Source organism: Pseudooceanicola onchidii (assembly GCF_004959925.1).
GTDB classification, from domain to species: Bacteria; Pseudomonadota; Alphaproteobacteria; order Rhodobacterales; family Rhodobacteraceae; genus Pseudooceanicola; species Pseudooceanicola onchidii.
Genome location: NZ_SPUW01000001.1, coordinates 1,210,340 through 1,229,166, shown reverse-complemented (window position 1 = coordinate 1,229,166; position 18,827 = coordinate 1,210,340). Strand labels below are relative to the sequence as shown.

The window sequence follows — 18,827 nt, the reverse complement described above, 5'->3', positions numbered from 1 at the left end:
GCATGCACGCACCGTCCCGCCCGACCAAAAAGGACAAGATCATGAGCGCACTGCAGATCAAGAAGGGCTCGACCAAACATTCGGCCTACAACCTTCGCCCCACGTTTTCCGACGTGATCGAAACCCACACCCTTGCTGTCCTCGTCGACAACGAAGCGGGGGTTCTAGCCCGCGTCATCGGATTGTTTTCGGGGCGTGGCTACAACATCGACAGCCTGACCGTGGCCGAAGTGGACCATACCGGGCACCTCAGCCGGATCACCATCGTGACGCGCGGCACGCCGCAGGTCATCGAACAGATCAAGGCACAGCTGGGTCGCATCGTGCCGGTGCACCGGGTCCACGACCTGACCGTCGAAGGACCGTCGGTGGAACGGGAACTGGCGCTGCTGAAGGTGTCGGGCGCCGGGGACAAGCGGGTCGAGGCGCTGCGTCTGGCGGATATCTTCCGTGCGAACGTGGTCGACAGCACGCTGGACAGCTTCGTGTTCGAAATCACCGGCGCGCCCGAGAAGATCGATGCCTTCGCCGATCTGATGCGGCCGCTTGGGCTGATCGAAATGGCGCGGACCGGCGTCGCCGCCCTGTCGCGCGGCAGCAACAGCTAAGATCAGGCCCCGGGGTTGCGGCCCCGGGGCGGTCTCTCAGGCCATCATGCCCGCCTGGGCCAGATCGTCGCGCTCAGCCTCTGCCAGGCGGCGCGCAGGCCTGCCCGGAAAGGGCACCACGGTGCTGTCCGAGACGCGATTGCGCGTCGAATAGGCACTCTGGCGCGATGCAGCGACTTCCGTTGCGGCACCCTTGATCGCGGTCGGAAGGCCGACGGCATGCCCCGCTTCGATGATAACGGCGGACCGCACCTGGCGGAGGCCGTTTTTCTCTTTCATCTCAACGCGCACAAGGTCGCCCTCGCCCAAAAGGCTGGTGCAGGGGAAAATGGCCTCGGCTTCGTTGTAGATCGCCAGATCGCCGTGGTCCTCACACCAGATAACGGCGGTGCGCTCTTTCGTATTGCTCCACAGTACGACACCGAACATGCTGATCTCCGTACGTTTTTCGCAGTTGACCCCAGTCTGTGGAAAACTTTGGCGTCGGGAAATTACCTATCCTGTACCGCGTTTTGGCAAAATGTGTCGTGCAATGTAAGGCACGACGCTATAGAGTGCAGATATTGACGCCAATTAACGTCAGTCAACGCTAAAAATGTTGCGACTTGGCGTCATACAGGAAGGTAATAATAAGATAGAAAGCGGAGTCTCGACATTTGTCCCGATCTGCCAAGAAACCGAGTCAGAACCCAACTGACCCTGCGGAAATCAGAAACATCTTCGGCGCAAACCTGCGTCAGTTGAGTGCGCAATACCCCTCGATCGCCGGCCTGTGCCGCGAACTTGGGATCAATCGGACCCAATACAACCGCTACCTATCGGGAGAGAGCTTCCCCCGCCCGGACGTGCTGCATCGGATCTGTGAATTCTTCGGCAAGGATGCCCGCATCCTTCTGGAACCCGTCGACACGATCCCGGACGGCAACAGCGAACTGCTGAACCACCCGGCGATCCGCGACTTCATGGGGAAGAATTCGACCAACGTGCCGGAAAAGGACGTGCCGTCGGGGCTCTACCGGTTCTCGCGCCGGTCGTTCGTCGATGACAGCATGGGCGTCCTGGGGATGCTGCTGGTGTTCCGCGAGGACGGCTATACCTTCCTGCGCGGCTACGAGGCCAAGGAAGCGATGGAACAGCAGGGCTTGCCGACCAGCGGCCCCGCACGCGAATTCCGCGGCATCTTCCTGCTGCAGGAGGAAGGCGTGGCCAATATCGCGGCGCGGCGCGGGTCGATCACGTGCTCGTACCAGTTCCTGTCGCGGTATCCGTCGATGGACGGTCACTTCCTTGAAGGGTACTCGGCCCGGTCGGTGCGCGAAACCATGCGCAGCCGTCGGATCGAACGCACGGTCTATGAGCATCTGGGCGACAACCGCGAGACCATCCGGCACACCGCGCAGAACCAGGGCCTTCTGTCCTTCGACAAGCTGCCCAAGTTCCACCAGCGGCTTCTGCGGCTGGACGAACCCTTCCGCTAAGATCGGCCCGGTTCAGCGCCTGCGGGCGGTGAACCGCGCGATCCGCGCCATGCCTTCGACGATGTCAGCCGTGGCCGAGGCGTAAGAGAACCGCCAGGTCTGCCCGCCACGCTGCGGATCGAAGTCGTGACCGGGCGTCACGGCCACCCCCTCTTCCTCAAGCAGCGCCTTGGCAAGATCCAGGCTGTCGCCGCCCAGGTGGCTGATGTCGGCATAGACGTAAAAGCCACCGTCAGGCGGGGCGATATCGGTGAAACCCGCGCGCGTCAGCCCGTCGATCATCACCTCGCGGTTCGTCGCATAGGTCGCGCGGTTGGCCTCAAGCTCGTCGCCCGCATCCAGCGCGGCCAGCGCGGCCACCTGGCTGACATGGGGCGCGCAGATGAACATGTGCTGGCTCAGCTTGTCGACACGTTCGGCGATGGCCTCGGGCACGATCATCCAGCCGATCCGCCAGCCCGTCATCGAAAAATACTTCGAGAACGAATTGATCACGACCACGTCGTCCGAGATCTCAAGCGCAGAGACGGCGGGCTGCGTGTAATGAAGCCCGTGATAGATCTCGTCCGAGATGAAGGTGGTGCCGGTGGCCTGTGCGGCCTCGATCAGGCCGGTCAGGCCCGCGCGGTCCATCATCGTGCCGGTCGGATTGGCCGGAGAGGCCACCAGAACGCCGTCCAGCCCGGCCTCGGTGATCTGGTCGGGGCGCAGGCGATAGCCATCCTCGGGTGTGGTTTCCAGCAGTACCGGCTCAAGGCCCTGCGCCTTGAGGATCTGGCGATAGGCCGGGTAGCCCGGATTGGCGATGCCGACCCGCTGACCGGCATCGAAAAGCGACGCGAAGCTCAGGACAAATCCGCCCGACGACCCGGGCGTCACCAGCACGCGGGCCGGGTCGATGGTCACGCCGTACCAGTCCCGGTAGAGCCGGGCGATCCGGTCCCGCAACGCCGGCAGTCCGCGCGACTGGGTATAGCCAAGCGACCGGGCGTTCATGCTGTTTTCAACGGCGGCGCGCGCTGCGGCAGGGGCCGGCGTGCCCGGCTGGCCGATTTCCAGGTGGATGACATGATGGCCCTTCGCCTCGGCCTCTTCGGCCAGTTGCAGAATGACCATCACAATGAAGGGATCGACATCCCCTCGGCTTGAAACCCTCATTGGCATCTCCGACAGTGTTGCCACCTTGTCGACGGAGTCCCCCTTGAGGTCAATCATCCGCCTGATCTTCTGCGCGCTGATCCTTGCGCTGTCCCTGGCGCCGCGTGCAGGACTGGCGGCGACGCTTGTGCGGGATCCAGACATCGAACACGCGCTGAAACAGTTGGGCGCGCCGATCCTGCGGGCGGCCGGGCTCAGCACCTCACGCGTGGGGATTTACGTGATCCAGGACGGGTCGATGAACGCCTTCGTGCTGGATCCGACGGCGATCTACATCCATTCGGGCCTGATCCTGCGGCTGTCTAAGGCGTCGGAACTGCAATCCGTGATCGCGCACGAGGCCGCGCATATCGCGAACGGCCATCTGGTGCGCCGTGCCGCCAATGCCCAAAGCGCGAAGAACGTGATGATGCTGGGCATGGCCCTGTCCGCCGCCGCCGGAGCCGCCGGTGCGGGGGGCGCGGCAGGCGGGCTGGCCGTGGGCATCGCGTCGTCGGCGCAGCGCGTCTTCTATGGCCACACCCGCGCCGAGGAAGCCGCCGCCGACCAGTCCGGCATGCGCTACCTTGCGGCGGCGGGCGTCGAGACCTCGGGCGCGGTGTCGCTGATGGAGCTTTTCGCCGGCCAGGAGGCCCTGCCCGCCCGCCGTCAGGACGTCTATGCCCAGTCGCACCCGTTGTCGCGCGACCGGCTTCGGCAGATCAAGGCGCTGGCGCAAAGCTACGGTGCCTCGGGCAAGCCGAATGCCGAGGCCGACTATTGGTTCGACCGCGCCAAGGGCAAGCTGTCGGCCTTCGTGCGCAATCCCAAGTGGACGTTCCAGCGATCGAAGGACAGCCCTTATCCGGACGTGCGCGCCATGCGCGAGGCAGTGGCCCATCACCGGCTGAACCAGACCGGCAAGGCGCTGGCCAAGCTGGATCAGGCCCGGCAGACGCGGGGGTCCGATCCCTTCTACGACGAATTGCGCGGCCAGATCCTGATGGAAAGCCGCAACTTCGGCGGTGCGGCCAATGCTTACGGCGCGGCGCTGCAGCGCGCGCCGAAGGATCCCCTGATCATGGCCAGCTACGCACGGGCGCTGGTGGCGCTTGGGGGAACCGACCGGCTGCGCAAGGCGGTGCCGCTTCTGGAACGATCGACAGCCCAGGACTGGCGCAATTCGCAGGCGCTGCGTGACCTGGGGGCGGCCTATGCCAAGCTGGGCAACCCCGGCATGGCGGCGCTTGTCACTGCCGAAGCCCATGCGATGCATGGCCGCACCAAGGAAGCCCGCGTGCTTGCGCAAAGGGCCGCCGACCTGCTGCCGCGCGGCGCGCCCGGTTGGCAACGCGCGCAGGATGTGTTGAATGCCGTCAAGACCGAGAATTAACCCTGTGACCAGATCCGGAGTATGCCGATGACCCGCCTTGCCCCCCTTGCCCTTCTGGGCCTGCTTGCGACCCCGGCCGCGGCGCTGGACCTGACCGACATGACCGATGCCGAACGCAAGGCCTTCCGCGACGAGGTGCGGGCCTACCTTCTGGACAACCCCGAGGTCATCATGGAGGCCGTCGCGGTCCTGGAACAGCGCAACGCCGCCGATCAGGTGACCAACGACCTGGACCTTGTGAAGGGCAATGCCGCCGAGATCTTCGAGGACGGCTATTCCTGGGTCGGCGGCAACCCCGAGGGGGACGTGACGGTCGTCGAATTCCTGGACTATCGCTGCGGCTACTGCCGCAAGGCCTTCCAGGAGGTGCAGCAGCTGATCGAAGCGGACGGCAACATCCGGTTCATCGTCAAGGAACTGCCGATCCTCGGGCCGGAATCGCTGGCCATGTCGCGCTTTGCGGTGGCGACCAAGCAGGTTGCCGGGGACGAGGCCTACGGCATGCTTCACGACGCGCTGATGGAATACAAGGGGCCGACGGACGAAGCCGGACTGTCGCGGCTGGCCGACAGCCTTGGCATCGACGCCGCGCCGATCGTCGCCCATATCGAAGACCCGGCCGTCGATGCCGAGATCCGCAAGACCCACGACCTGGCCTCCAAGCTGAAGATCAACGGCACGCCGACCTTCGTGTTTGGCGACCAGATGATCCGGGGCTATGTGCCGCTGCAGAACATGCAAGAGATCGTGACGGACCAGCGCGAAGGGTGATCCGCCCGCTTGTCCTGTCGCTTTTGCTGGCCGGTCCCGCTCTGTCCGAGGGGCTGGACCTGTCGGCTGCAGACCGTGCGGCGTTCCGCGCCGAGGTGCGGGCCGCGCTGCTGGACGATCCTTCCGTGATCATGCGGGCCCTGAGCCCCGACCTCTATGACGAATACGCCGCGCAGGACCGCGCACGACTGGACGATCAGGCGGCGCTGTTTGCCCCGACCGACCGGGGCTATGGCGCAGAGGATCCCCGCCTGACGGTCCTGTTTTTCGAGGCCTACCCCTGCGCTACCTGCGCCGAGGCCTGGGTGCAGGTCGACGCCCTTCTGGCCCGCCACGACGATATCCGGGTCGAGCCACGTTTCGCCGCCGACAGCGGCGCCGCGCAATTGCTGCTGTCGGTGCTGGATCGTGAAGGCATCGCCGCCTACCGCGCGCTCAGGGCCGATCTGATGGCGGCCGGAACGCAGGCAGAGCTGGACGCGGCCCTTGATACATCGCCGCGAGTCCAGGACCGGATGCTGCGCCCTGCCCCATCAATCGAGGCCGCGTCTTTTGCGGCGCTCGAGTTGCAGACCGCGCCGTCCTTCGTCTTTCCGACGATGATGGTCCAGGGTGCGGTGCCCGTTGTCGTGCTGGAAAAATACGCGACCCGCTAGGCGGGTCTATTCCGCCGCCTCGACCTGCGTCGCCTCGATCTCGGCCGCGCGTTTTTCGACCTGTTCGACGATGTGGTCGACCATCTGGTCGTTCGACATCTTGTGGCTTTGCTTGCCCGCCAGATAGACCATGCCCGACCCGGCGCCACCGCCGGTAAAGCCCACGTCGGTCATCAGCGCCTCACCGGGGCCGTTGACCACGCAGCCGATGATCGACAGGGACATGGGCGTCTTGATGTGCTCAAGCCGCCGTTCCAGCTTTTCGACCGTCTTGATGACGTCGAAACCCTGACGCGCGCAGGACGGGCACGAGATGATGTTGACGCCCCGGTGCCGCAGGCCAAGGGATTTGAGGATCTCGAACCCCATCTTGACCTCTTCCACCGGGTCGGCCGACAGGGACACGCGCAGGGTGTCACCGATGCCCATCCACAGCAGGTTGCCCAGCCCGATGGCGGATTTGACCGTGCCGGACATCAGCCCCCCGGCCTCGGTGATCCCGAGGTGGATGGGCGCATCCGTCGCATCGGCCAGCTGCTGATAGGCGGCGGCAGCCATGAAGACGTCCGAGGCCTTCACGCTGATCTTGAATTCGTGGAAGTCGTGGTCCTGCAGGATGCGGATGTGATCCAGCCCGGACTCGACCATCGCGTCAGGACACGGCTCTCCGTATTTCTCAAGCAGGTGCTTTTCCAGCGACCCGGCATTGACGCCGATGCGGATGGAACAGCCGTGGTCCTTGGCGGCGCGCACAACCTCGGCCACGCGCTTTGCGTCGCCGATGTTGCCGGGATTGATCCGCAGGCAGGCGGCGCCGGCCTCGGCCGCTTCGATGGCGCGCTTGTAGTGGAAATGGATGTCCGCGACGATCGGCACCGGGCTTTCGCGCACGATGTCCTTCAGCGCACGGGTCGAGGATTCGTCGGGCGTGGACACCCGCACGATGTCGGCGCCCACATCCGCTGCTGCCTGGATCTGCGCCACGGTCGCCGCCACGTCCGATGTGTCGGTGTTGGTCATGGTCTGCACCGAAATAGGCGCATCGCCCCCCACGGGGACAGTGCCGACCATGATCCGGCGACTCTTGCGGCGGTCGATGTTGCGCCAGGGGCGGACGGGGTTATGGGACATGAGGGCCTCGCGGGGTCGCGGTGAGGGTTGGCGAAGGCTTACAACGCGAAACGGCCCGCCGCAATGCGTCGGGCCGGTCTGCGTGTCCAAGGGGCGATCACCTGTGCGGGATCACTCGGTCGGGGTTTCCAGCTGGCGCGCCTTGGCCAGCATGATGTCCTGCGCGACCGGGTCCGAAGACAGGTCCGCGACCGAATAGGTGTCGGCCATCTGATCGGCCGCCAGCGCCACGTTGCGGATCGTCGCGGTGCCCGGGCCAAGCGGTCCGCGCAACTCGCCGTTGACCGAGGCATAGAGCGATCCGGACATGCCCGCGCGCAGCAGCGGCGGCTCTTCCATCATCGGGACGGCATATTCTTCGCCCGCATCGAGGATCTTTTCAAAGACCACCGTGCCGTCGGCGGCGCTGACGCGCACCCATGCGGGGCGGACGGCGACGATGGTGACGCCCGGGCGCAGCGTTTCGGTGACCTGCGGCGTGGTCGGTGTCGGTTCGGTGCCGGCCGTTGCGCCGGCCAGGGCCAGGGCAACCGCGCGGTCTTCGGCCGAACCGGGAACCACGGCCTCGGCCTGCTGCGTCTCATCGACGAAGGCACCGTTTTCCGACGGGTTCAGGGTCGAGATCGGCGCATCGCGTGCAACCAGAACGGGTACGTCCAGCGCCTCGGGCCGGTACAGACGGTCAAGACCCTCGGCGGCACGTCCGGTGGTCGAGACACTCGCGGGGCCTGCAGGCAGGCTGGATCCCGGCACGGCCTGGATCGGATCCAGATCCGACAGGACCTCGGGCGCCTGTTCGACGGGTGCGAACTTGACCCGCTGCACTTCGGTCAGGATCGACCAGCCGCCATATCCAAGCGCCCCGATCAGGGCGACCAGAACCGCGACAGAGCCAAGGGCACCGGGTTCGATCTGCGAGAAAAAGCTTTCCTTTTCAGGAAGAAACGCCGTGGAGGAGCCAAGCGCGTCGACACCTTTCGGCTTCACCGGTTCAACCTTCTGACGCTTCACGCCAGAGGCGGCTTCGGACATGCCATGGGCGATCTCGAACCCGCTTTCGGCGCAGAACTGCGCAAAGGCCCGGTCGGGATCGAGGTCGAGATAACGGGCATAGGACCGCACGTAGCCAGCAATGAAACCGGGGGTCTCAAAGGCGTCGGGATCGCTGTTTTCGATCGCGGCGATATAGGACGCCTTGATCCTCAGCTCGCGCTGAACGTCGAGCAGGGATTTACCCATGGTTGCGCGTTCACCGCGCATCATGTCGCCGAGCTTCAGCTCGTAGTCGTCAAATCCCTTAGGCTGGACCGTCTCCTGCTCCAGCTTGAGCTTCCTGCGCCGCATCATGCTGCTGCCCCGTCCGCGAATGTGCTGAGACCCGTTATCACCCCGATTCGAGTCTCGGTCTTTGTTGCTAAGACCCTATCACGATTCAAGGAGTTTTAAAGGAAAACGAAACCAATGGGCGGGTTTCAGCCCCCCGTCGTGCACAAAATCGTTAATTGAAAGGCAACTAGGGGTGGTAGAAAGTTCGGCGAGAGGCACTAGATGCCCCCCGCCGGACCCCAAAGTCAGCCTGCCAGTTCCTGGCGGTTCAGGGCGCAATGCGACCAGAGCGAATCCATCGCGCGAACCAGCTTGTCGATCTCGTCCGGACCATGGACAGGCGACGGCGTGAACCGCAGCCGTTCCGTGCCGCGCGGCACTGTCGGAAAATTGATCGGCTGAACATAGATGCCGAAGTCCTCAAGCAGCATGTCCGACAGCATCTTGGTGTGGACCGGATTGCCGACGATCACCGGCACGATGTGGCTGCCGTGGTCGATCAGCGGCATGCCCAGACCCTTCAGCCGCAGCTTGAGCACCTTGGCCTGCTGCTGGTGCAGGTCGCGCAGCGCCTGATCCGTCTTCAGATGCTTGACCGAGGCCGCCGCCCCCGCCGCGACCGACGGCGGCAGCGAGGTGGTGAAGATGAAGCCCGGCGCATAGGACCGGATCGCGTCGCACATCTTTTCCGACGCGGCGATATAGCCGCCCATCACGCCATAGGCCTTGGCCAGCGTGCCGTTGATGATGTCGATCCGGTGCGCAAGGTTGTCCCGTTCGGTCACGCCGCCACCGCGGGGGCCGTACATGCCGACCGCGTGCACCTCGTCGATGTAGGTCAGCGCGTTGAATTCGTCGGCCAGGTCGCACAGCGCCTCGATCGGGCCAAAATCGCCGTCCATCGAATAGACCGATTCGAAGGCGATCAGCTTGGGCGCGGCAGGATCGTCGGCCTGCAGCAGTTCGCGCAGATGCTCGACATCGTTGTGACGGAAGATCCGCTTGGCGCCACCGTTGCGGCGCACGCCCTCGATCATGGAGGCGTGGTTCAGTTCGTCCGAATAGATGATGAGGCCCGGGAAAAGCTTGGGCAGGGTCGACAGCGTCGCGTCATTGGCGATGTAGGCCGAGGTGAACAGCAGGGCGCTTTCCTTGCCGTGCAGGTCGGCCAATTCGGCCTCGAGCGCCTTGTGATAAAGCGTCGTGCCCGAGATGTTGCGCGTGCCGCCCGATCCTGCGCCGACGTTGTCGAGCGCATCGTGCATCGCGGACAGAACCACCGGATGCTGGCCCATGCCAAGATAGTCGTTGCCGCACCACACGGTGACCGGCTGTTCGGATCCATCGGGCCTGCGGCGCGTCGCATGGGGAAACTGACCCTTGTGCCGCACGATATCGATGAAGGTCCGGTAGCGGCCTTCTTCGTGGAGCTGGTTCAGCGCCTGGTCCAGATGAGCCTCGTAGGTCACGGGCAGTCCTCCTTGGTCTTCGCCTGTCCGCGCGCGGGCGGGCGGTCCGGTGCTAGCACCGTCAGTTCCGAATTGGAATGGTTTTAAGTCGCGCATCCATTCAAGGGCAGGTTACAAATTGCCGCCCCCCCGGCCTTGACCCAGATCAAAGGCTCATCCGAAAGTGACCTAAAACCAGCCTCCCCTCATTCATAAGGGCTTTTGGCCCTTTTTGCTGTGCGACTTTGGCCGCGATACCGACAATTTGAATTATCATATGCGAATGTGTCAAGGAATTCGAGACCGGGCCGCGACATCTGGACACCCCCGCGCGCGCTGCTAGGGTCGCGCGGTTCCAAGATCCGAATCCGAATGACCCAGCCGATAGCCCCTGCCACACCCCTGCCCTCGCCCAACCTGCGCGCCGCGATCTGGATGCTGGGGGCGATTGCATCCTTCATGACGATGGCCGTGGCGGGCCGCGTTCTTGCCGCCGAACTTGATACCTTCGAGATCATGACATGGCGCAGCCTGACGGGTGTCGTCATCGTCGTGGCGGTGGTGGCGATGCGCGGGGCGTGGGACCAGGTGTCGACCCGGCGGTTCGGACTGCACCTGATCCGCAACGTGGCGCATTTCACCGGCCAGAATCTTTGGTTCTACGCAATCACCGTGATCCCGCTGGCGCAGGTCTTCGCGCTGGAATTCACCGCGCCGCTGTGGGTTCTGGTGCTGTCGCCGCTGCTGCTGGGGGAAAAGATGACCTCGCGCCGGGCGATTGCGGGGGTGGTGGGCTTTGCCGGTATCCTGCTGATCACCCGGCCCGGCGCGCAGGCGATCACGCCGGGGCTGATGGCGGCCGCGGCCTGTGCGCTCGGCTTTGCGGGCACCATCCTGACGACCAAGCTGCTGACCCGCGACGTGTCGACCATCGGCATCCTCTTCTGGCTGACGGTGATGCAGGCGGTCTTCGGGCTGGTCTGCGGCGGCTATGATATGGACTTCGCGGTGCCTTCTGCCGCGCTCTGGCCCTGGGCGGTGCTGGTGGGCTGCGCGGGTCTTTTCGCCCATTTCTGCGTGACATCCGCGCTGTCGATCGCCCCGGCCTCGGTCGTGTCGCCGATGGATTTCCTGCGCCTGCCGACGGCCGCCGTGGTCGGGCTGCTTCTGTATAACGAGGCGCTGGATCCCTTCGTGCTGATCGGCGCCGCGATCATCTTCGGTGCCAATTACTATAACATCCGGGGCGGTGCCCGCGGCTGAGCCCGCGACCCGCCCGCATATACCCCGCATGCAGCACAGGCGTGATTGCACAGGATCCGGGTTGCCCGCCCCCGGCCCGCTGCGCCAAATGCCGCCATGACATCACAGAAATCCATGTCCGGCCTGGCCTGGACGCAGCTTCTTGTCCTGTCGCTGATCTGGGGCGGCAGTTTCCTTGCCACGCGCTTTGTCCTGGACGAGGTCGGCCCCTTCACCGCCGTGCTGCACCGCTGCGGCTGGGCGATGATCGTGCTTTGGGCGGTGGTGCTGCTGCGCCGGATGCCGCTGCCGCGCGATCCGCGCGTCTGGCTGGCCTTCCTGATGATGGGCGTGCTGAACAACGTGCTGCCCTTCTATTTCCTTGCCTGGGGGCAGCTGCATATCGAAACCGGGCTGACCGCGATCTTCAATTCCTTCACCGCCGTCTTCGGCGTGGTGGTCGCGGCCATCGTCTTTGCCGATGAACAGCTGACCCGGCGCAAGGCCATGGGCGTGGCCTTCGGGGTCGTGGGCGTGGCCGTGGCCATGGGGCTCGAGACGCTCAGCCATATCGATCTGCGGTCGCTGGCGCAGTTGTCGGTCCTGACGGCGACGCTGTGCTATGCGCTGGCCGGGTCCTTTGCCCGCATCCGCCTGTCGCACCTGCCGCCCGTGGTCGCGGCAGCGGGCATGCTGACCGGATCGACGCTGGTGCTGTTGCCGCTGGCCTGGTGGATGGAGGGCGCGCCGACGCTGGCCCTACAGCCCGTCACATGGGTCGCCATCGGGTATTATAGCCTGATCGCCACCGCGACGGCCTATCTTCTCTATTACTCGATCCTCGCCAAGGCGGGCAGCGGCAACCTGATGCTGGTGACGCTGCTGCTGGTGCCGGTCGCGATCCTGCTGGGTCACTTCGTGCTGGGCGAAGTGCTGTTGCACCGCCATATCGCGGGCTTCGTCATCGTCGCGCTTGGTCTGGTGGTGCTGGACGGGCGGCTTTACGGGCTGGTGCGGCGGCGCAGAATTGGGGTTTGACCGTCCCGCGTCCGCCGCTTAGCAAAGGCGGACCACAAGGGGCCCGAGCGCACATGATCTACAAGACCGCAGAAGACTGGCTGAACGCGCCGCAGAAACGCGTGGTGCTGTTCGGGATGTCGGGGCTGGGCAAGACCTACCTGTCGAACATGCTGCGCGACACGGGTCAGTGGTTCCATTACTCGGTCGATTACCGCATCGGCACCCGCTACATGGGCGAACTGATCGCCGACAACGCCAAGGCGCACGCCATGCAGGTGCCGTTCCTGCGCGAACTGCTGATGACCGACTCGATCTACATCGGGTCCAACATCACCTTCGACAACCTGGCGCCGCTGTCGACCTACCTGGGCAAGCCCGGCGATCCGGCCAAGGGTGGCCTGCCCTTCGATGCCTATCGCCAGCGCCAGACCGAACATCGCGGCGCCGAAATCGCGGCAATGCTGGACACCGAACGCTTTGCAGAACGCGCGGTCTCTCTCTACGGCTACCCGCATTTCGTCTGCGACACGAGCGGGTCGATCTGCGAGGTCGTGGATCCCGAGGACGCGGACGATCCGGTTCTCGGCACGCTCGAGGACATGGCGCTGCTGGTCTGGCTCAAGGGCGACGAGGCGCATCGCGACGAACTGGTCCGCCGCTTCGACCGCGCGCCCAAGCCCATGTATTACCAACCGGACTTCCTGTCTGCCGCCTGGGACGCCTATCAGGCCGAGACCGGCGCGACCGAGGAATCCGTCGATCCCGATGCCTTCGTGCGCTGGACCTATGCCCGCGCGCTCGACCATCGCCAGCCCCGCTATGAGGCCATGGCGCGGCGCGGCGTGACCGTTACCGCAGACGAGGTGGCGAAGGTGACCGATGCGCAATCCTTCGATGCCATGATCGCCAAGGCCCTTGAGGCGCGCTGAGCCGCGCCTTATCTGACCCGAACCGCAACCGCAAAGGCCCCAAGATGCCCATCAAGCTGCCCTCCGACCTGCCCGCCTACGATGTCCTCTCTCGCGAGGGCGTCATGGTCATGGGCGACGATCAGGCAGCCCGTCAGGATATCCGGCCGCTGCGGATCGCGTTGCTGAACCTCATGCCGAAGAAGATCCAGACGGAAAACCAGTTCGCCCGGCTGATCGGCGCGACGCCGTTGCAGATCGAACTGTCCCTCATCCGGATGAGCGAACACCAGACGCGCAACACCGCGGCGGAACACATGGAAAGCTTCTACCGCCCATTCTCGGACGTGAGGGCGAGCGGCGAGAAATTCGACGGGCTGATCATCACCGGCGCCCCGATCGAGCATCTGGAGTTCGAAGAGGTCACCTATTGGGACGAGATGGTCGAAGTCATGGAATGGACCCAGACGAACGTGCATTCGACCTTCGGCGTCTGCTGGGGCGCGATGGCGATGATCCATCATTTCCACAATGTTCCCAAGTACATCCTGCCGCACAAACTGTTCGGCTGCTACCCGCAGAAGAACATGTCCAAGTCCTCGCCCTACCTGCGGGGGTTTTCGGACGGCTGCGTGGTGCCGGTGTCGCGCTGGACCGAGAACAAGCAGTCTGAAATCGACGCAGCAGGTGGCCTAACCACCCTGCTGGGCGACGAGACCACCGGGCCCTGCCTGATCGAGGACGCAGCGCACCGAGCGCTCTATGTGTTCAACCATTTCGAATACGACAGCGACACGCTCAAGCAGGAATACGATCGCGACGTCGCCGCCGGGACCGAGATCAACGTGCCCATGAACTACTATCCCGATGACGATCCCTCGCGTCCGCCGCTGAACCGCTGGCGCAGCCATGCGCATCTGCTCTACGGCAACTGGATCAACGAGATCTACCAGACCACGCCCTTCGACATCCAAACGATCGGTGACTAAGCCCTTGGTCTTGCTGGCGGTTCTGATCCTTGCCCTCGCGGCGGCCACCTGGTGGCGCGCCTCGTCCCGGGTGGCCGAGGCGGTCAGGGCCTACCCGCCCGAGGGGCAGTTCGTCGAGGTTGGCGGTCATCCCGTGCATTACGTCCAGAAGGGCACCGGCCCCGACCTGGTGCTCATCCACGGGGCGTCCGGCAACACGCGGGATTTCACCTTCGCGCTGGTCGACCAGCTGACCGACCGCTACCGCGTCACCGTCTTCGACCGGCCCGGTCTGGGGCATACGCCGCGGCTGGCGGCGCGGGGGGTGACGCTGGCCGATCAGGCGGACCTGCTGGTCCGGGCGTCTCGGGCGCTTAGGCTGGATAGACCGATCGTTCTGGGTCAAAGCTTCGGCGGGGCCGTCGCCATGACCTGGGCGGTGGATCACCCCGACGACATCTCGGCGGTCGTCGATGTCTCGGGCGCGACCTATCCCTGGCCCGGAGATCTGGACCGGCTCTATGCCACCATGGCCAAACCGGTCATCGGCCCGGCCCTTGCCTGGACCATCGGCGCCTGGGTCAGCCGGGGCTACATCGACCGGGCCATCGCGGGGGTCTTCGCACCCCAGAACGAACCTTCCGGATATGCCAGTTATATCGGTGCGCCGCTGGTGATCCGTCCGCACAGCCTGATCGCCAACGCGCAGCAGCGCACCGAGCTGAGAGAGGAGCTGCGCGCGCTAGCCCCCCGCTATGGCACCCTGACCCTGCCGATCGAGATCGTGCATGGAGATGCGGACGATACGGTGTCGCTGCGCATCCATTCCGAGGCCCTGGCCAATGACGTGCCATCGGCCCGCCTGACCGTCCTGCCGGGCATCGGCCACATGCCCCATCACGTCGCGCAGGCCGAGGTGATCGCCGCCATCGACCGCGCCCGCACCCGGATCGCCCCGCGCTAGATCGTTGCGCCCCCCGCGCCCTGCCCCCATATTGTCCAAAAAGGACCGATGCCCATGGACTTGCCCTTCGACGGCGCGATCAGCGCCTTTCACGACAAGGACGCCCCGAAAGAGATCCGCGAGGCGATCGCGCGGGCCGACAAGGATGACATCCTCGACACCTCCTACCCCTATTCGGAGGAGATGAGCCGCAAGACCTATGAAAAGGAGCTGAAGAAGCTTCAGACCGAACTGGCCAAGCTTCAGGCCGCCGCCAAGGAAACCGGCGCCCGTGTCGTCGTGGTTTTCGAAGGGCGTGACGCGGCCGGAAAAGGTGGCACGATCAAGCGGTTCCGCGAATACCTCAATCCCAGGTGGGCCCGCGTGGTGGCCCTTTCGAAACCGTCCGAGGCGGAACAGGGCCAGTGGTATTTCCAGCGCTACATCGATCATCTGCCCTCGGCCGGGGAAATGGTCTTCTTCGACCGGTCCTGGTACAACCGCGGCGTCGTGGAAAAGGTCTTTGGCTTCTGCACCGATGCGCAGCGCGAACACTTCTTTTCGCAGGTGCCCGAGTTCGAGAAGATGCTGGTCGACGAAGGCATCCACCTGTTCAAGTTCTGGCTGAACGTCGGGCGCGCCGAACAGCTGCGACGGTTCATGGAACGTGAACAGGATCCGCTGAAGCAATGGAAGCTAAGCTGGATCGACGTCGAGGGACTGAAAAAATGGGATGCCTACAGCGACGCGATCCGCGAAACGCTTGACCGGACGCATACCGATCATGCCCCCTGGACCGTGATCCGGTCCGACGACAAGAAACGCGCACGGCTGGAAGCGATCCGGCATGTGCTGTGCAACGTCGACTATGACCGCAAGATCAAGAAGGCCGTCGGCACGCCCGATCCCAAGGTGATCGGGGGTCCGGACCTCTGGAATGCATAAGAAGCGCGGCTATCATCACGGCAACCTGCGACAGGCTCTGGTCGACGCCGCCCTCAACCTGATCGAGGCGAAGGGCCCGACGGGGTTCACCCTGTCGGAGGCCGCGAAAGAGGCCGGGGTGACGCCTGCGGCTGTCTATCGCCATTTCGAGGGCCGCGAAGACCTGATCGCCGAGGCCGCGCGGCAGGGGTACGAGATCTTTGCCGACGTGATGCAATACGCCTACGACAAGGGCCAGCCCTCGGCGCTGGCGGCCTTCGAGGCGACGGGCCGCGCCTATCTGGCCTTCGCGCGCAAATATCCCGGGCACTACATCGCGATGTTCGAAAGCGGCGTGTCCGTCAACAGCACGCCCGAACTGGCCGCGGTGGCCAACCGCGCGAGTGGCGTTCTGGAAAAGGCCGCCGCCGACCTGTCGCAGCACATCCCGCCGGAAAAACGCCCGCCGGCCTCGATGTTCTCGGCCCATATCTGGGCTCTGTCACACGGTGTTGTCGAGCTTTTCGCACGGAATTCACCGGGCCGGGCCAGCCCCTTTCCGCCCGAAGATCTGCTGGAAAGCGCGATCGGCGTCTACCTGCGCGGCCTGGGCCTGATCCCGGCGGACGACTAGGGTGCGTACGGTGCATTAAGGCACGGGAAACTTCTGTCTGCGACAAGGGGGCAACGCCTGTCAGCGAAAGCAGAAATGTTGCCCCAAGACCCTTCGGAAAAGCCCACGTGGACCTCTGCCTTCACGCCCCGGATGCTGGGGCCACGGTTCGAAGGCCACCGGCGCACCGCCTTGAAAGTGAATGCCTATATCGCCATGGGCTCTCCGGTCGTGGTGGCTGGCGGCGCGCTTGTCGGGGACCCGTCGCTGTTCTGGGCCGTGCTGGTCCTGTCGCTGATCGCGGGCGCGGTGGCCTTGTCGGGGTTGCGCGCCCCGGACCGCAGCGGCCGGATAATCGTGGCGCTGATGCTGGTGGTGCAGGTCATCCTGCTGACGGCAGCCTTGCGGGGCAGCCCACTGCAGGCGGACATGCACATGGTCTTCTTCGCGGCGCTGGCCAGTACCGCAACGCTCACCTCGCGCTCCGCGCTGATGGCCGCCGTCGGGTTGATCGCGCTGCACCACCTGACCGCCACCTTCATCGCGCCGGAATTCGTTTTCCTGACCACCGACATGTCACTGAACCTGGCCCGCAGCGCGTTTCACGCGGTGATCGTGGTCATGGCGACCAGCTGCCTGGTGCAGATCGTCTATGTCCGTCTGGCGCAGACGGCCTCTGCACAGCGACACGCCGCCAAGCTGGAAGACGCGATGAAAGACGCCCAGGCCGCCCTGACCCAGGCCGAGGCGCAGCGGAAGGAGGCCGAGGTCGCCCGGGCCGAGGCGCAACAGGCCGTGGCAGAGGCCGCAGAAGCCCGCGCGCGCGCCGAGGCCGCGTTGCACGAGGCCGAGGAAAAGTCGGAAGAGGCGCGCTGGGCCGAGGCTGAAAATGCCGCAATGCGCGAAAACAATGCCCGCAGCGTGGCGCAGGTGCTGGACCTCATCGGCGGCAAGCTGGCAACGCTGGCCTCGGGTGATCTGCGCGTGCGGATCAATGAAGGCCTGCCAGAGGATTACCAGCGTCTGGGCGCGGTGTTCAATTCCGCCGTCGACAGTCTTGAGGTCACGATGCGCGATGTCCTGGCCGAGGCCGAGTCGATCCAGTCCCATTCGCAAGAGATCTCGAACACCTCGGACAACCTGGCGCGGCGGATCGAACAACAGTCCGGCACCCTGACCGAAATCTCGTCGTCGCTGGAACAGCTGACGGGGTTGATCCGGGGGGTGGCCGGCGACACGAACGGGGCCCGCAGCCAGGCGGAAGACACGCGGGAACAGGCGGAAAGCGGGACGCAGATCATGGGCCGCACGGTCACCGCCATGGATGCGATCGAAAGCTCTTCGGCCGAGATCCGCAAGATCATTGAAGTGATTGAGACCATAGCCTTCCAGACCAACCTTCTGGCGCTGAATGCCGGCGTCGAAGCGGCCCGCGCGGGTGAGGCCGGCCGGGGCTTTGCGGTGGTCGCGACCGAAGTGCGGGCCCTGGCGCAGCGGTCCTCGGACGCGGCCCGAGAGATCAACGGTCTCATCAACACGTCGGTCAGTCAGATCAGCGACGGTGTCCGACTGGTCAAGGAAACCGGGGCGGCGCTGGACTGCATCCGCACCTCGGTCAACGGGATCGCTGAACGGATGGAGACGGTCGCCACCGCGACCGGCGAACAGTCCAACGGGCTGAGCATGGTGCACGAATCCGTGTCAGAGCTGGACGGCGTCACGCAGGAATTCGCCTCTCGCTTCGAGGAAACGACGGCGGCGAACTCCGTCCTGTCGGAAAACGCCCGGCGCCTGGGAGAGCTGGTCAGCCAGTTCCGCGTCGGCGGCGCACCCCGACCGGTCGAGGTGTCGCGCGGGGATGGCCCGGCCGCGCTCAGGTCGGTCGGTTAAGGGTGGCGCTCGGGTCCGTCGGTCAGGGTGGCGCTCGGGTCCGTAGGCTAGGTCGGCACACAGGACTGTTGGTCAGGTCGACACTCAGGCCCGTAGTACAGGCTGCCGCTCGGATCTTTTGGTTAGGGCGACGGTCGGAACTGTTGGTCATGCCGACGTTCGGGGCGGTAAGGCCAAGTGCCGATCTATTTGGATCGCATAGCGATGATGTCGTGGTGTGTCTCTGGCCAAGCGACGGTCAAACGAACCCGCAAGATCGATGCGATGCCGGGCGGCGTTCCGGCGGATTTGCCGGTCACGGCCAACGATCACGTCGTACGGCTTCGCCCATCCAAAGGATGAGTCGGATCATCCTCCGATTGGCCGGTCGC

The 18,827-nt window shown here is 64.9% G+C and carries 18 protein-coding genes; 13 read left to right on the top strand and 5 right to left on the bottom strand.

Annotated elements, in window-relative coordinates; genetic code table 11:
* The first annotated feature begins 41 nt into the window (after positions 1–41).
* The gene (gene ilvN, locus E4S58_RS05845) at positions 42–608 is read left to right on the top strand and encodes an acetolactate synthase small subunit (protein ID WP_136635392.1); all 567 of its coding nucleotides are present in this window, start codon (positions 42–44) and stop codon (positions 606–608) included.
* A gap of 36 nt (positions 609–644) precedes the next feature.
* Here the strand turns inward: ilvN and E4S58_RS05840 are convergent, their stop codons facing one another.
* On the bottom strand, positions 645–1,037 hold the full coding sequence (locus tag E4S58_RS05840) for a hypothetical protein (protein ID WP_136635391.1): 393 nt from the start codon (positions 1,035–1,037) through the stop codon (positions 645–647).
* A gap of 311 nt (positions 1,038–1,348) precedes the next feature.
* On the opposite strand from E4S58_RS05840, the gene E4S58_RS05835 reads away from it, so the two are divergent.
* Positions 1,349–2,086, top strand: coding sequence for a helix-turn-helix domain-containing protein (locus E4S58_RS05835; RefSeq protein ID WP_338101511.1), 738 nt, complete (start codon positions 1,349–1,351; stop codon positions 2,084–2,086).
* 12 nt (positions 2,087–2,098) lie between these two features.
* Here E4S58_RS05835 and E4S58_RS05830 read toward each other — a convergent pair whose 3' ends face one another.
* Positions 2,099–3,244 (bottom strand): pyridoxal phosphate-dependent aminotransferase, encoded by a 1,146-nt coding sequence (locus tag E4S58_RS05830; RefSeq protein ID WP_136635390.1) that lies wholly within the window; start codon positions 3,242–3,244, stop codon positions 2,099–2,101.
* 43 nt (positions 3,245–3,287) lie between these two features.
* On the opposite strand from E4S58_RS05830, the gene E4S58_RS05825 reads away from it, so the two are divergent.
* Genes E4S58_RS05825 through E4S58_RS05815 form a run of 3 tightly spaced genes read left to right on the top strand, consistent with a single transcriptional unit; the run spans position 3,288 to position 6,043 of the window.
* Positions 3,288–4,616 (top strand): M48 family metalloprotease, encoded by a 1,329-nt coding sequence (locus tag E4S58_RS05825; protein ID WP_240789471.1) that lies wholly within the window; start codon positions 3,288–3,290, stop codon positions 4,614–4,616.
* A gap of 27 nt (positions 4,617–4,643) precedes the next feature.
* Positions 4,644–5,387 (top strand): DsbA family protein, encoded by a 744-nt coding sequence (locus E4S58_RS05820; RefSeq protein WP_136635388.1) that lies wholly within the window; start codon positions 4,644–4,646, stop codon positions 5,385–5,387.
* A complete protein-coding gene (locus E4S58_RS05815) occupies positions 5,384–6,043 on the top strand; it encodes a thioredoxin domain-containing protein (RefSeq protein ID WP_136635387.1) in 660 nt (219 codons plus the stop codon). Before E4S58_RS05820 ends, E4S58_RS05815 begins: the two co-directional genes overlap by 4 nt.
* Before the next feature lie 6 nt (positions 6,044–6,049).
* Here the strand turns inward: E4S58_RS05815 and ispG are convergent, their stop codons facing one another.
* The 3 genes from ispG to hemA form a co-directional block, all read right to left on the bottom strand.
* Positions 6,050–7,174 (bottom strand): flavodoxin-dependent (E)-4-hydroxy-3-methylbut-2-enyl-diphosphate synthase, encoded by a 1,125-nt coding sequence (gene ispG / locus E4S58_RS05810; RefSeq protein WP_136635386.1) that lies wholly within the window; start codon positions 7,172–7,174, stop codon positions 6,050–6,052.
* 111 nt (positions 7,175–7,285) lie between these two features.
* The gene (locus E4S58_RS05805; RefSeq protein ID WP_136635385.1) at positions 7,286–8,521 is read right to left on the bottom strand and encodes a helix-turn-helix domain-containing protein; all 1,236 of its coding nucleotides are present in this window, start codon (positions 8,519–8,521) and stop codon (positions 7,286–7,288) included.
* A gap of 224 nt (positions 8,522–8,745) precedes the next feature.
* Positions 8,746–9,969 (bottom strand): 5-aminolevulinate synthase, encoded by a 1,224-nt coding sequence (hemA, locus tag E4S58_RS05800; protein WP_136635384.1) that lies wholly within the window; start codon positions 9,967–9,969, stop codon positions 8,746–8,748.
* Between the two features lie 351 nt (positions 9,970–10,320).
* Here hemA and E4S58_RS05795 point away from each other — a divergent pair, with 351 nt between their 5' ends.
* The 8 genes from E4S58_RS05795 to E4S58_RS05760 all read left to right on the top strand — a co-directional run bounded on the left by E4S58_RS05795 (position 10,321) and on the right by E4S58_RS05760 (position 18,456).
* Positions 10,321–11,211, top strand: a complete 891-nt coding sequence (locus tag E4S58_RS05795) for a DMT family transporter (RefSeq protein WP_136635383.1) — start codon at positions 10,321–10,323, stop codon at positions 11,209–11,211.
* A 96-nt stretch (positions 11,212–11,307) separates the two neighbouring features.
* Positions 11,308–12,228 (top strand): DMT family transporter, encoded by a 921-nt coding sequence (locus E4S58_RS05790; RefSeq protein ID WP_169052606.1) that lies wholly within the window; start codon positions 11,308–11,310, stop codon positions 12,226–12,228.
* A gap of 53 nt (positions 12,229–12,281) precedes the next feature.
* Complete coding sequence (locus tag E4S58_RS05785) at positions 12,282–13,139, top strand: ATPase (RefSeq protein ID WP_136635382.1); 858 nt, start codon at positions 12,282–12,284, stop codon at positions 13,137–13,139.
* A 44-nt stretch (positions 13,140–13,183) separates the two neighbouring features.
* Positions 13,184–14,107, top strand: a complete 924-nt coding sequence (locus E4S58_RS05780) for a homoserine O-succinyltransferase (protein WP_136635381.1) — start codon at positions 13,184–13,186, stop codon at positions 14,105–14,107.
* Positions 14,100–15,050 carry an alpha/beta fold hydrolase gene (locus E4S58_RS05775; protein WP_240789470.1) on the top strand — a complete coding sequence of 317 codons (951 nt, stop codon included), beginning with the start codon at positions 14,100–14,102 and terminating at the stop codon, positions 15,048–15,050. The genes E4S58_RS05780 and E4S58_RS05775 overlap by 8 nt, the downstream gene beginning before the upstream one ends.
* A gap of 54 nt (positions 15,051–15,104) precedes the next feature.
* Positions 15,105–15,974, top strand: a complete 870-nt coding sequence (gene ppk2 / locus E4S58_RS05770; protein WP_136635379.1) for a polyphosphate kinase 2 — start codon at positions 15,105–15,107, stop codon at positions 15,972–15,974.
* Positions 15,967–16,587 (top strand): TetR/AcrR family transcriptional regulator, encoded by a 621-nt coding sequence (locus tag E4S58_RS05765; protein ID WP_136635378.1) that lies wholly within the window; start codon positions 15,967–15,969, stop codon positions 16,585–16,587. The genes ppk2 and E4S58_RS05765 overlap by 8 nt, the downstream gene beginning before the upstream one ends.
* A 75-nt stretch (positions 16,588–16,662) precedes the next feature.
* Positions 16,663–18,456: a methyl-accepting chemotaxis protein gene (locus E4S58_RS05760; protein WP_136635377.1), complete on the top strand. Its 1,794-nt coding sequence runs from the start codon at positions 16,663–16,665 to the stop codon at positions 18,454–18,456.
* Positions 18,457–18,827 lie beyond the last annotated feature (371 nt).